The 12599-nt window shown below is 64.2% G+C and carries 12 protein-coding genes; 7 read left to right on the top strand and 5 right to left on the bottom strand.

Annotation, left to right across the window (positions count from 1 at the left end):
- The first annotated feature begins 18 nt into the window (after window positions 1-18).
- The 4 genes from BLT08_RS03085 to BLT08_RS03070 all read left to right on the top strand — a co-directional run bounded on the left by BLT08_RS03085 (window position 19) and on the right by BLT08_RS03070 (window position 4266).
- A complete protein-coding gene (locus BLT08_RS03085; protein ID WP_090303921.1) occupies window positions 19-1686 on the top strand; it encodes a tRNA uridine(34) 5-carboxymethylaminomethyl modification radical SAM/GNAT enzyme Elp3 in 1668 nt (555 codons plus the stop codon).
- 555 nt (window positions 1687-2241) lie between these two features.
- Complete coding sequence (tenA, locus tag BLT08_RS03080) at window positions 2242-2901, top strand: thiaminase II (protein WP_090303306.1); 660 nt, start codon at window positions 2242-2244, stop codon at window positions 2899-2901.
- The gene (locus tag BLT08_RS03075) at window positions 2898-3665 is read left to right on the top strand and encodes a TenA family protein (protein WP_090303305.1); all 768 of its coding nucleotides are present in this window, start codon (window positions 2898-2900) and stop codon (window positions 3663-3665) included. Before tenA ends, BLT08_RS03075 begins: the two co-directional genes overlap by 4 nt.
- 178 nt (window positions 3666-3843) lie before the next feature.
- Entirely contained in the window at window positions 3844-4266 is a 423-nt protein-coding gene (locus BLT08_RS03070) for a nucleoside 2-deoxyribosyltransferase (RefSeq protein WP_090303304.1), read from the top strand.
- A 68-nt stretch (window positions 4267-4334) separates the two neighbouring features.
- Here the strand turns inward: BLT08_RS03070 and BLT08_RS03065 are convergent, their stop codons facing one another.
- Entirely contained in the window at window positions 4335-4973 is a 639-nt protein-coding gene (locus tag BLT08_RS03065; RefSeq protein ID WP_090303303.1) for a hypothetical protein, read from the bottom strand.
- A 198-nt stretch (window positions 4974-5171) separates the two neighbouring features.
- On the opposite strand from BLT08_RS03065, the gene rqcH reads away from it, so the two are divergent.
- Window positions 5172-7349 carry a ribosome rescue protein RqcH gene (gene rqcH, locus BLT08_RS03060; protein ID WP_090303302.1) on the top strand — a complete coding sequence of 726 codons (2178 nt, stop codon included), beginning with the start codon at window positions 5172-5174 and terminating at the stop codon, window positions 7347-7349.
- Window positions 7350-7622: 273 nt separating this feature from the next.
- Window positions 7623-8444 (top strand): class I SAM-dependent methyltransferase, encoded by an 822-nt coding sequence (locus BLT08_RS03055; protein WP_090303301.1) that lies wholly within the window; start codon window positions 7623-7625, stop codon window positions 8442-8444.
- Between the two features lie 107 nt (window positions 8445-8551).
- On the opposite strand, the gene BLT08_RS03050 is transcribed toward BLT08_RS03055, so the two are convergent.
- The 3 genes from BLT08_RS03050 to BLT08_RS03040 form a co-directional block, all read right to left on the bottom strand.
- The gene (locus BLT08_RS03050; RefSeq protein WP_090303300.1) at window positions 8552-8833 is read right to left on the bottom strand and encodes a DUF6360 family protein; all 282 of its coding nucleotides are present in this window, start codon (window positions 8831-8833) and stop codon (window positions 8552-8554) included.
- A gap of 129 nt (window positions 8834-8962) precedes the next feature.
- Window positions 8963-10741: a nitrite/sulfite reductase gene (locus tag BLT08_RS03045; RefSeq protein ID WP_090303299.1), complete on the bottom strand. Its 1779-nt coding sequence runs from the start codon at window positions 10739-10741 to the stop codon at window positions 8963-8965.
- 105 nt (window positions 10742-10846) lie between these two features.
- The gene (locus tag BLT08_RS03040) at window positions 10847-11161 is read right to left on the bottom strand and encodes a DUF8134 family protein (RefSeq protein WP_090303298.1); all 315 of its coding nucleotides are present in this window, start codon (window positions 11159-11161) and stop codon (window positions 10847-10849) included.
- Window positions 11162-11485: 324 nt separating this feature from the next.
- On the opposite strand from BLT08_RS03040, the gene BLT08_RS03035 reads away from it, so the two are divergent.
- Window positions 11486-11779, top strand: a complete 294-nt coding sequence (locus tag BLT08_RS03035) for a hypothetical protein (RefSeq protein WP_090303297.1) — start codon at window positions 11486-11488, stop codon at window positions 11777-11779.
- A gap of 93 nt (window positions 11780-11872) precedes the next feature.
- Here BLT08_RS03035 and BLT08_RS03030 read toward each other — a convergent pair whose 3' ends face one another.
- The gene (locus BLT08_RS03030) at window positions 11873-12412 is read right to left on the bottom strand and encodes a hypothetical protein (RefSeq protein WP_090303920.1); all 540 of its coding nucleotides are present in this window, start codon (window positions 12410-12412) and stop codon (window positions 11873-11875) included.
- Window positions 12413-12599: the final 187 nt, after the last annotated feature.

Here is a 12599-nt window from a genome sequence, read left to right as displayed (position 1 = left end):
ACCGTCCAAATCAGTGTAGTGAGTACCGAGACGCCCGACTCCGATCCGACCGAGACCGACGCCTTCGAGCAGGTCTGTGCGACGCTCGTCGAGCGGATTCTCGCGGGCGAGATCGAACGCGACGAGGTCGAAAAAGCCAAACTCGAGACCTGCTCTGAGTTCTCGGCACCGAAGGTACCCAAGAACTCCGAGATTCTCGACTACGCGCCCCAGGAGCGCCGCGAGGAGCTCGAGGCGGTCCTCCAGCGCAAGCCGGTTCGGACGGCCTCCGGCGTCTCGCCGGTCGCGATCATGACCTCGCCCGAGCGCTGTCCCCACGGGAAGTGTCTCTACTGTCCCGGCGGCCCGGACTCGGAGTTCTCGAGTTCCCAAAGCTACACGGGCGACGAACCCGCCGCCGCACGCGGCGTGCAGAACGACTACGATCCCTACGGGCAGGTCACGCTGCGACTCGAGCAACTGCGCGAGATCGGCCACCCCGTCGACAAAGTCGAGTTGATCCTGATGGGCGGGACGATGACCGCCCGCAGCCACGACTACCAGGAGTGGTTCGTCAAACGCGCACTCGAGGCGATGAACGATTTCGACGTCGACAAGCAGCCCGAACCCGCCGAAGGCGTCAGCTTCGCACAGGACCCCGAGGAGTACGAGTGGCAGTATCTCGAGGACGTCATCGCCGAGAACGAGACGAACGATATCCGCAATATCGGGACGACGTTCGAGACCAAACCCGACTGGTGCGACCCGGAGCAGATCGACCGCATGCTCGACCTCGGCGGGACGAAAGTCGAGGTCGGCGTCCAGACGACCTACGAGCGCATCAACCGGGAGATGCACCGCGGCCACGGCGCGCAGGCGTCGATCGAGGCCAACCAGCGCCTCCGGGATTCGGCGTTCAAGGTCGGCTTCCACATGATGCCCGGCCAGCCCGGCATGTCGAAGGAGATGTGTCTCGAGGACTTCCGGCGAATCTTCGAGCAGGAACAGTGGAAGCCGGACTTCCTGAAGATCTATCCGACGCTCATCGTCCGCGGGACGGCGACCTACGACTGGTGGCACAAAGGGGAGTACGACCCGCTCGACAACGAGGAAGCCGCCGACCTCGTCGCCGAGATCAAGGACATGATCCCGCGGTATACGCGCCTCCAGCGCGTCCAGCGGGACATCCCGGCGGACTACATCGACGCCGGCGTCTGGAAGTCCAACCTTCGACAGCTCGCCCGACAACGCATGGACGAGCACGGCTGGTCGTGCGACTGCATCCGCTGTCGCGAGGCCGGGATGAACGACGAGGAACCCGACCAGATCGAACTCGACGTGCTGACCTACGACGCCTGCGGCGGCACGGAGCACTTCATCTCGTTCGAGGACTTCGAGCAGGACCTGCTGATCGGCTTCTGTCGGCTGCGGTTCCCGAACGACCCGGTGCGCCCGGAGCTCGAGAACGCCGCGCTCGTCCGCGAACTCCACGTCTACGGCACCGAGGTCGCCATGGGCGAGGAGGGGGAGACGGACCAGCACCAGCACAAAGGCTACGGCCGTCGGCTGATGGAGCGAGCCGAAGCGCTCGCCGCAGACGCCGGCTACGACAAGGTCAGCGTGATTTCGGGTATCGGCGCTCGAGAGTACTACCGGGAGAAACTCGGCTACCACCAGGACGGCCCGTACGTCAGCAAACGGCTCTGACCGATTCTTGCGGTTCGAAAACGCGTTTCGGAATCGTGTTCAGTTTAGTCTGCAGCGTCGCCGCTCGAGGGGACGGGTTCGGACCGTTCGCTGGTGCGCCGTCGAAGATCCGCGCTGGTGCTCTCAGTGGCGCTATTTCCAGGGTAGGGTGTCGCTCACCGGAGCTCCGACGGAACGACAACAGCGTGACTCCTGTTCGGAGTTGGTTAAATATTATCCGAAATAGGGAAAATTTATAATGGCTCAGGTAGCGTTTATCGAACGCCGACGTTCGTCGGCACCGTTGTCCGTTCCCCCAGACCGACAACGGCACACCGAGTTGCCTCTCAGCACGCCGATGTAGCTCCCCAACGCGTTCGTCCCCACCGAACGAACTATCACGGCGTGCTCTTTCGTGTTCGCCGGACAGGTTGCAGCAACGACAGGCACGTTTCGCACGAGCGACTGGTCTCGACCGTCCCCTGGCCGCGACCGACGGACGCCGAGTCCGTGCGAATAACAGCGAGTTGTACTAGTGCGTTATAATACGGTGGCGGTCCTCAGTCTCGAACCGAGATGGCTTTCAGCGACCAACTGCTCTCGGATGGCGAGCACATCTGGACGGCACAGAAAGACCACCCGTTCGTCCGCGAACTCGCGGCGGGGACGGTAGACGAGGCGGCGTTCCGCCACTGGGTGAAACAGGATTATCGCTACCTGCTCGATTACGCGCGGCTGTTCTCGATCGCGGGCTCGAAAGCTCGCGACGAGGAGACGATGACCCACCTGCTGGGCGTCGCCCACGAGGTACTCGACCACGAGATGGATCTCCACCGGGAGTTCGCGGCTGACTACGGAATCAGCCAAGCGGAACTCGAGTCCGTTGAGAAGGCGCCGACCTGCGTCGCCTACACGAACTTTCTCGTGCGAACCGCTTACGAAGGGTCGATCGCCGAAATCGCGGCGGCGCTGTACCCCTGCATGCAGGGCTACCTCGACGTCGCCGAGCACATGGCGGAACTTGCCGACGAAGAACACCGGTACACGCCGTTCATCGAGATGTACACGAGTGAGGAGTTCCGCGAGGCGACGGCGTGGTGTCGGGAGTTCGTCGATCACTGTGCGGAAACGTACCCCGGCGAACACGACGCCATGCGAGAGGCGTTTCTGACGAGCGCCAAACTCGAGTATCGATTCTGGGAGATGGCGTACACGCTCGAGGGGTGGGAGCTGTGACTGAACCGTTCGAGACGTACGCGGAGTACGCAGTCAGCGCCGACGAAACCGACGAGGCCCGATTCACCGACTGGCTCCGCGAGCAGTCGGAACCTGCCTGGACCGATGCGGTCGAACACCCGTTCACGGACGAACTCGGTGCCGGGACGCTATCCACCGACGCCTTCGCCGACTACCTCGTTCAGGACTACGCCTTCGTCAACGACCTCGTCAGCGTCTTCGGCCGTGCGGTCGGGCAGGCCCCCGATATGGCTGCGAAACGACCGCTCGTCGAGTTCCTCGAGACGATCACCGACGACGAGGACGACTACTTCGTGCGCTCGTTCGACGCGCTCGAGGTGCCCGACTCGCGCCGAACCGATCCGCAGCTGGCCGAACCCACCGCGGCGTTTATCGATCTGCTCGGCCGGGCGTCCCGCGAGGGCGGCTACGCGGAGACGCTCGCCGTGCTGGTTCCCGCCGAGTGGATCTACGAGCAGTGGGCCGTCGCTGCCGTCGAGACGCACGCGGACCCCGACGCCGACGGCCCGCCGAGCGCGGGCGCCGATCTCCCGTTTTACTACGCCGAATGGATCGATCTCCACGCGACCGCGGACTTTCGCGAGTTCGTCGACTGGCTCCGCGGCCAACTCGACGCCGTCGGTCCCGAGCTATCGCCGCGGCGGCAGGCTCGAGTCGAATCGCTGTTCCGGCGAACGGTCGACCTCGAGGTCGCGTTCTTCGACGCAGCGTACGAGGACGCGGGCAACGGCTTCGACGACTGATACGGTTTACTGTAAGTCATTTCCGGCGCAACCGCCGCCCGGATCGCGGTTGCGCCGGTAAATCGTTACAGTACTCCGTATGAGAAGCGAGATGCGTTCTCGACCGCCGCCGAGAACGAACTCGAGCACCGGATCCGTGTGACAATACTGATAGTCCAGTGGACGACAGGGGCACAGTATGGACGTCTTCTTCAGCGGCTCCATCCGCGGCGGTCGGTCCGACGTCGACCTGTACGCGGAGCTGGTCGAGATCATCGAGCGACACGGCACGGTCCTCACCGAACACGTCGGGGTGGAAGACATCGAAGCGAAAGAGGAAGAAGAGGGGCTCTCCGACGCCGACATTCACGATCAGGACGTCGCCTGGCTCCGCCGGGCCGACTGTCTCGTCGCGGAGGTGTCGACGCCCAGCCTCGGCGTCGGCTACGAGATCGCGAGGGCGGTCGAGGGGGAGACGCCCGTGCTCTGTCTGTACCGTCCCGCGGCGGACCACGACCTCTCCGCGATGATTCGCGGCAGCGACGCGGTCAGCGTCCTCGAGTACGAGACGCCCGCGGACGTCGAGTCGGAACTCGAGGCGTTTCTCGAGCAACACCGGTAGTCACCGCGCCCGCCGTCGCTACCTGCGCTTCCAGAGCACTCGAGAGGCGAAAATTCGGACCCGATCAGTCAGTCGATCGTAACCTCGACCTCGAGGATTCCGAGATACGGCGGTGCGTTGCCGCCACTCTGGCGCAACTCGGTCGCGCTCGAGCCGATGTACTCGTAGAACTCCGAGGGGCTCTGCGGGATCACCGGCGTGCCGTCGTCGCGCTTGAGATACGCCGGCGCGTCGGTTCGCTCGATTCGGTCGACGCGCTCCTCCCAGTCGCTGCCCGAGTAGAGAAAGACGCCGAATGAGAATCGACCCGCGGCGAGCGCGTCGTGTTTCGTTTCGAACATCGTCGCCTCCTCGGTCTTGTACTCCTCGTCGCTCACCCAGGCGAGCGCCGCCACGCCGTCGGCCTGTAGGAGGTAGAGATCCCAGCCGAGTTGGGCGTCGAACACCGCCCAGGTGTTTCGCGGGCCGACCGTGTCGACTTCGACGCTGAACGCGGGTCGACTTCGGGACGGCTCGTGGATGAACGTCGCGTCGTAGCCCGGCGCGCGGATGCCCCGGTCGTGGTAGACGATGCCGTCGACGGGGATGTCGACGTCGAGGTTCGCGACGATTTCTCTGACGGAAAACGCGCCCTCGTCCTCTAAGTGGTCGACGAACGTGGGGAACCGGGAGACCTTCTTCCACGGGCGGTCGTCTGGCTGGCTCATGGGTGGCGACCTCCGCTGTCCTGTTCGCGCTGCTGGATGCGCCACCCAGCCCGCTTTCGTCGGGCGTCGACAGTGTCGCTCATACGGTCACGAAGGGGGTCGGTCCGGATTAGCCTTTCCGACTGTCGGTCCCGTTTCACCCTCGCCGTCGCCGCGACGGAGCGACACGCCTTTTTGACAGCGCCGGGCAGTTACGATATGGATCCAAAGCGGGAGCTTACGAGCGTCGACCTCGCCGCCCTCGTCGGGGAACTCGGGGCCTACGAGGGAGCGAAGCTCGACAAGGCCTATCTCTACGGCGACGATCTCGTGCGACTCAAGATGCGGGACTTCGATCGCGGCCGCCTCGAACTCATCATCGAGGTGGGCGAGGTCAAACGCGCCCACACGGTCGCCCCCGAGCGCGTGCCGGACGCCCCGGGCCGACCGCCGCAGTTCGCGATGATGCTCCGAAACCGTCTCTCTGGGGCCGACTTCGCCGGCGTCGAGCAGTTCGAGTTCGACCGTATCCTCGAGTTCACCTTCGAGCGCGAGGACGGCACCACTCGGATTATCGTCGAACTGTTCGGGCAGGGGAACGTCGCCGTCACCGACGGCGAGTACGAAGTGATCGACTGCCTCGAGACGGTCCGCTTGAAGTCGAGGACGGTCGTCCCGGGCTCGCGCTACGAGTTCCCGGACAGCCGAACGAACCCGCTGACGGTCTCCCAGGAGGCGTTCGACTACGAGATGGAGGAGTCGGACACCGACGTCGTCCGAACGCTGGCGACCCAGCTCAACTTCGGCGGCCTCTACGCCGAGGAGATCTGTACCCGCGCGGGCGTCGAGAAGGCGATGGACATCAGCGACGCCGGCGAGGACGTCTACGACCGACTCTACGAGGCGATCGAACGGCTGGCGCTCGATCTGCGAAACAGTAACTTCGATCCGCGACTCTACTTCGCGGACGAGAGCGAGGACGGCGACGGCAGCGAGGACGGCGAGGAGAACGACGGGGACGGCGGCGACTCGAGTCCGGACCGCGTCGTCGACGCGACGCCGTTCCCGCTCGAGGAACACGTCGAACTGGCTTCGGAGCCGTACGACTCCTATCTGAGCGCGCTCGACGACTACTTCTTCCGGCTCGAACTCGAGGAGGAAGGCGAGCCGGATCCGACCGACCAGCGTCCCGACTTCGAGGAGGAGATCGCCAAACAGAAGCGCATCATCGAGCAACAAGAGGGGGCGATCGAGGGCTTCGAGCAGGAGGCCGACATGCTTCGCGAGCAGGCCGAGTCGCTGTACGCCGAGTACGGCCTGGTCGACGACATTCTCTCGACGATCCAAGAGGCGCGCGCCCAGGACCGGCCCTGGGACGAGATCGAGGAGCGCTTCGAGGCCGGCGCGGAGCAGGGGATCGAAGCCGCGGAGGCGGTCATCGACGTCGACGGCAGCGAGGGGATCGTGACGGTCGAGGTCGATGGCGACTACGTCGACCTCGAGACCACCCAGGGCGTCGAGCAGAACGCCGACCGACTCTACACCGAGGCCAAAGCCGTCGAGGAGAAAAAGGAAGGGGCGCTTTCGGCCATCGAGAACACCCGAAAGGACCTCGAGGAAGCCAAGCGCCGTCGCGACCAGTGGGAAGCCGACGACGGTGAGGACGAGGGAGACGACGCGGACGAGGAGGAGAACGAGGATCGAGACTGGCTCTCGATGCCCTCCGTTCCGGTCCGCGAGAACGAACCCTGGTACGACCGGTTCCGCTGGTTCCACACCAGCGACGGCTACCTCGTGATCGGCGGACGCAACGCCGATCAGAACGAGGAGTTAGTGAAGAAGTACCTCGAGCCGGGCGACAAAGTCCTCCACACCCAGGCCCACGGCGGCCCCGTCACCGTCCTGAAGGCCACGGATCCGAGCGAGGCGTCCTCCTCGGATATCGAACTGCCCGAGACGAGCATCGAAGAGGCCGCGCAGTTCGCCGTCTCCTACGCGTCGGTCTGGAAGGACGGTCGCTACGCGGGCGACGTCTACGCCGTGGACTCCGACCAGGTCACCAAGACGCCGGAGAGCGGCGAGTACCTCGAGAAAGGCGGCTTCGCGATTCGCGGCGATCGAACCTACTACGACGATACGCCGGTCGGCGTCGCGGTCGGCATCCAGTGTGAGCCGTACACCCGCGTCATCGGCGGGCCGCCCTCGGCCGTCGTCGATCGGGCGGCGACGACGATCGAACTCGAGCCCGGTCGCTACGCGCAGGCCGACGCGGCCAAGCGGATCTATCGACGATTCCGCGAGGAGTTCGAGGACGAGTCGTTCGTCCGGAAAATCGCCAGTCCGGACCGCATTCAACACTTCATGCCGCCGGGCGGGAGCCGGATCAAAGACGACTGATCGTCGGCTCCCCGATGGGGTTTTTAGGTCGTTAGATCGACGTGAGTGAGTGACTCCGGACGCCGAAAAGAGATAGCGATCCGACCAGTCCATGTTTGATAATGACACACAATGTATATGCGGTCCGGCGTCCTCTCTAACCGTTGAGCGACCGGGCCGCGAAAACCGACGACTCATACGGTCCGTTGTAACGGTTTACCGGTGCAACCGCAGAACGGTCGCGGTTGCACCGGAACTGACTTACAACGGTCCGTATCACACGAGGCACTCGAGATGACCGACGACACGGATTCGGCCGACTACGACAGCATTACGAAAGGGCAACGAGAGACGTGGGCCAGCGGCGATTTCAACGAGATCTCCCGGCAAAACGTCGTCATGGCCGAGACGCTGTGCGAAGCCGTCGACCCCCATCCCGGGGAACGGGTCCTGGACGTGGCGTGTGGAAGCGGTACGGCGGCGCTGGTCGCGGAGCGTCGATACTGCGACGTTACGGGTCTCGACTACGTCCCCGAGTTGATCGAGCGGGCGAAGACCCGCGCACGGGCCAACGGACAGGAGATCGACTTTCGGGTCGGCGACGCACAGGATCTGCCCTTCCCCGACGACAGCTTCGACGTGATCCTTTCGGTGTACGGCGTGCAGTTTGCGCCCGACCAGGAGCGGGCCGCACGTGAGTTGCTCCGGGTGTGCAAACCCGGCGGCAGGATCGGCCTGGCAGGTCCGATTCCCGACGGCTGGAGCGGGGACTGGTTCGCCACGCACGCTCGGTACGTTCCGCCACCGCCCGGCGTCCAGTCGCCCCTCCGTTGGGGTACTGACGAGGGGCTCGACGAACTACTCGGAGCGGACACGCGAACGATCGACAGTAACCGACGGACTGCACTGCAGTACTACCGATCGATCGATCACGCGGTGGACGTATTCAGCACGTACTTCGGCCCGACGATCCGGGCGCTCGAGACGCTCGATGCGGACGAACGGGAGCGTCTCCGTAACGATCTCGGCGACGTCTTCGAACGCTACAACCGTGCAACGGACGGGACGGCGATCGTCGAGAACCAGTACCTGCAGACCGTCGCGACTCGAACGTGAGCAGGTGCGGTGCAGCCGATCCGCCGACGCTTCTCCGCTCCGAGACGGTGTACCTCGATACGCAGTGCACCGGTTTTCTGGACGTCGACCCGACCTACTGGATCCGGCTACTGGTCGTGATTCTCGACGCGATCCGCGTGCTTCTCGAGGTCGGCCGCGAGCGTTCGCGCCTGCTCCGGTGTCAACTCGAGTTCTTCCATGTGAGCGGGAAGGTGTTCTTCGGTCATGTTGTCGAGTTCGAACTGCAGTCGGACGCAGTCGGGGACCTTCTTGTCGGAGGTCGCGTTCGCGACGGCGAACGCTTCGGTTTCGAACTCCTGTCCCTTGGCGACGGCATCGACGAGGTCGAGCGTCGTGTAGGCGTTGACTTTCATCAGTCGGTCGGTCATACTGGAACGGAGCGGTCGAACGCACTTAGGCGACTCGAGACCGGCACTGCCGAAGCAATCAGTACAGCGCGTTCGAAAAGGGGACCGCAGTACCGCAGAACGCAGTAGCCCGGTTCGGCGTTGCGAGGCTCAGTCGTCCGACGGGATCGGCGTCCCGTCCGCACGAGCGGGAGCGGGACTCTCGTCGAGGCCGTCCTCCTCGGCGTAGGGGTACCACGTTCGCTTCGTGTTGTGCATGAACGGGTCCTCGTAGTTCGTCTCCTCGGGTTCGATCAGGTCGGCGAGTTCCTCGTCGTCGCGGTCGGCGACGAACTCCCGGAAGCTCTGTTCGTCGCTGTCGCGCGCTTCCGCGAAGTTCTCGAGCAGGTTCGCGATCGCGCCGGGGACCTCGTCCGCCGGGACGCGCTCGGTGACCCACGAGGCGAACTGTGGCTCTTCGCCGAGGCCGCCGCCGAGGCCGATGTCGAGCGCCTCGACCGGTTCGCCGTTCTTGCGCGTCTTCATGCCGCGCAGCGAGACGTCGGCGATCTGTGGCTGGGCACAGGAGGCCGTACAGCCCGACAGGTGGATGTGGAAGTTCTCGACGCCCTCGGGGAGGGTGACGTTCTCGGTTAGCCAGCGGCCGTAGCGAACCTGGCGATTCTTCGTCTCGACGATCGAGAGCGAGCAGAACTCGGTCCCCGTACAGGCGATGGAGCCGCGCTGGAACGGGTGCGGGTCCGGGCTGTAGTCCTCGAGCACCGGTTCCGCGCGCAGGTCGTCGACGTTCTCCTCGGCCACGTCGGTGAGGATGATGTTCTGACGCTGGGTGAGTCGAACCTCGCCCGAGCCGTGTTCCTCCGCCGCGTCCGCGAGCGCGTAGCCGTCGTCGACGCCGATCCGGCCGACCAGCACGTTCAGCCCGACGTAGTAGTTGCCGTCGACCTGCTCGTGGACGCCGACGTGGTCGTGTTTGCCGTCGGCCTCGCCCGCGTTGTAGGAGTAGGAGTCCCGGAGGTCCTCGCCCGCGGTCTCGAGTTCGAAGTCGATGTACTCCTCCTGGAGCGTCTCGCGAAGCTTTTCGGGGCCCCACTCGTCGACGAGGAACTTGATTCGCGCGTTGTATCGGTTCTCGCGGTCGCCGTGATCGCGGAACAGCGCCGAGATGCCGCCCGCGACCTCGACGGCCTGCTCCGGCGTGGCGAAAACGTCGATGTTCCGGGCGAACCGCGGCTCGTTGCGCGAGAGGCCGCCGCCGACGCGGACGTTGTAGCCGGTTACCGACTCGCCGTCGATCTCCTTCTCGGCGGGCTCGAACGCCAGATCGTTGATGTCACCCTGGCCGCAGCCCTCGTCGCAGCCCGTTACCGAGACCTTCCACTTCCGAGGAAGGTTCGAGTGCGCCTCGTTCTCCTTGAACGTGTCGTGGAGGTCGGTCGCGAGCGCGTCGGCGTCGACGTGCTCGTGTTTGTCCTTGCCGGCGACCGGACAGCCGACGATGTTCCGCCAGGAGTCACCGCAAGCCTGGACCGTCGAGAGGCCGACGTCCTCTAGCTGCTCGAAAATTTCGGGGACGTCCTCGAGACGAATCCAGTGGAGTTGGATCGCCTGTCGGGTCGTCACGTCGAGCCAGCCGTTGCCGAACTCGGGGTTTGTCGCGGGCCCGCGGGAGAACTCGTCCGCGATTTCGACGATGCGTCGGAACTGTCCGGGCTCGAGGACGCCCCCCGGCGGACCGATCCGCATCATGAAGTACGACTCCTGACCGGCTCGCTGGTGGTACAGGCCGTACCACTTGAACCGCTCGAACCAGGCGTCCTGTTCGTCGTCCGGAATCGACTCCCAGCCGTTCTCGGCGAAGTGCTCGATTTCGGCCCGGATATCGGTGCCGTAGAGTTCGTCCTTCCACTGCTCGACGTCAGTAGGCATTGGATCCGTTGTATGGTGGGGATGTATAAGCCCCCCCGTCTGTCGTCAGTTTGCCCCGGTTCTCACCGATTCCGGTTGCCTTTGCCAGTATCGATTACCGCCGTCTTAGCGCCCGGGTTCCACGAGCGACTGGACGCCTTCGGGGCCGTACGGTTCGAACTCGCCGTCGACGATTTGCCCGATGGGTAACCGATCGATCGAGTCGCGGGTGCCGCAGTCGAGACACTGGCCGACGGCGTCCGCGGTCACGATCGAGCCGTCGACGCCGACGTCGACGAAGCCTTCGAGCAGGACGTACGCGGGTTCGCAGTCACAGAATACGCCTCGAGAGAGCGTCCAGACGTCGCTCACGCTCACCTGCCGGCTGTCGTTGACGCTGATCCACGCGCCGTCGTCGAGCGTTCGCAGTGCGATCGTCATACGCTCCGTTGGACCGCGACGGGTCTTCATCCGTCGAACAGGGCAATGCTTACCGATGCGGCGGTTCGGGGCGAGGCTGAAACCGACCGACTAGGCCGTGATTTTCCCGACCGATCAGTCCGAGATAGCGGCAGAATTTTCTGGAACAGGGTCGGTCGCCGGCTGGCACAGTTCCCGACTAGCACAGTCGACGCTGGACCGAGCGAAGTCGCCGAGTCAGGAGGCGATTCGGGAACGATTCGACGGCGAGTCCATCCGTCTCGGCTGAACTGGGCTGCACGTGCCGGGCCCAGGCCTACACCGCCGACGGTAGACGCGTCGACCATGGTCGAACTGGACACCGACACGGAAACCGATCTCGAACTGGGCAAGGCGACGATCGTCTACGAAACCGCAACCGGCGACCTCGAGCGAGCGACCGTCGACAACGACCACATCGCCTACTTCCAAGGTCACTGGCTGTTCGCCTACGGCACCGACGAGGACGGCAACGACGTGGTGCGGCGCGTCCCGAAAGAGCGCGTTCGACTCGTCGAACGCTCCGTCGAGGAGATCGAGGAAGCGTTCGAAACCGCCGTGGACAAGACGAAGGGGAAACTCGAGGATCTCGTCGACTGAACGGATCGCGCGGCTTCGGGTCGTTCTTTTTCGGATCGCTTCGTTTCGACGGCCGTTCGTCGAGTTCTCCGTTGGCGAGGGACGAGGTCGTGATCAGTTGTCCTCGCCGCCGTCGGTCTCCGCGTTCGCGTCGATCCGGTCGGTCCAGCGTTGCTGGCTCTCGTCGTAGGACGCACCCACCGCGATCAGGAAGCCGATAATCGCCGTCACGACGGCGACGGCCCCGACGGCGACGATCGCGATTGGGAAGATCGAACCCTCGAGGACCTGTGCGGAGGTCAGCAGCGAGACCGCCGTTACGGCCGCGATGAGGGCGAGCAGGCGGCCGAAGCGGCCCGTATCGAATCCGGACCCGGAGACGTCGGTGTTGGTGCTCGTGTCGCGGTCCAGCAACTCGTTGAGGATGCCGTCGTACTCGTCGTCGCTCGAGACGTTACCCAGCGAGTGAATCGAGTGAGCGACCCACAGCCCCGCAGTGAAGTTGAGCAGGGCGACGAACGAGATGAGGCCGATCTCGCCTTGAATAAACAGTCCCGCGAGGACTGCGTTGACGAACGCGAGGACCATGACTGCGTGAACCGCGAGCGAGCGCGTGCCGAAGTCTTCGAAGAGCTGGACGTGTGCGAGTTTCATACACTCCATTGTCTCCCTATGGAGATACCGTGCGTCCCTAACTATGCCATTCAGTACCAATCGTGACTGTAGCGAAGCCCGATACGAACTGCAGACGAATCTTCCTCGAGGGATGGACCGATACCGTCCAGATAGCGTCCGAGACCAACTGACAATTATTTCCATTCGATATAAATTAATACAATAT

Source organism: Natronorubrum texcoconense, assembly GCF_900100335.1.
Taxonomy (GTDB): domain Archaea; phylum Halobacteriota; class Halobacteria; order Halobacteriales; family Natrialbaceae; genus Natronorubrum; species Natronorubrum texcoconense.
The sequence above is the reverse complement of the archived record's forward strand: the minus strand, read 5'-3'. Positions and strand labels throughout refer to the sequence as shown.

Bases quoted from the DNA above. Each gene is read 5' to 3' on its own strand.
- BLT08_RS03035 (WP_090303297.1), top strand. From the start codon at position 11,486: ATGGTCGAACTGGACACCGACACGGAAACCGATCTCGAACTGGGCAAG.
- BLT08_RS03065 (WP_090303303.1), bottom strand. From the start codon at position 4,973: ATGAGCCAGCCAGACGACCGCCCGTGGAAGAAGGTCTCCCGGTTCCCC.
- tenA (WP_090303306.1), top strand. From the start codon at position 2,242: ATGGCTTTCAGCGACCAACTGCTCTCGGATGGCGAGCACATCTGGACG.
- BLT08_RS03055 (WP_090303301.1), top strand. From the start codon at position 7,623: ATGACCGACGACACGGATTCGGCCGACTACGACAGCATTACGAAAGGG.
- BLT08_RS03030 (WP_090303920.1), bottom strand. From the start codon at position 12,412: ATGAAACTCGCACACGTCCAGCTCTTCGAAGACTTCGGCACGCGCTCG.
- BLT08_RS03040 (WP_090303298.1), bottom strand. From the start codon at position 11,161: ATGACGATCGCACTGCGAACGCTCGACGACGGCGCGTGGATCAGCGTC.
- rqcH (WP_090303302.1), top strand. From the start codon at position 5,172: ATGGATCCAAAGCGGGAGCTTACGAGCGTCGACCTCGCCGCCCTCGTC.
- BLT08_RS03045 (WP_090303299.1), bottom strand. From the start codon at position 10,741: ATGCCTACTGACGTCGAGCAGTGGAAGGACGAACTCTACGGCACCGAT.
- BLT08_RS03070 (WP_090303304.1), top strand. From the start codon at position 3,844: ATGGACGTCTTCTTCAGCGGCTCCATCCGCGGCGGTCGGTCCGACGTC.
- BLT08_RS03050 (WP_090303300.1), bottom strand. From the start codon at position 8,833: ATGACCGACCGACTGATGAAAGTCAACGCCTACACGACGCTCGACCTC.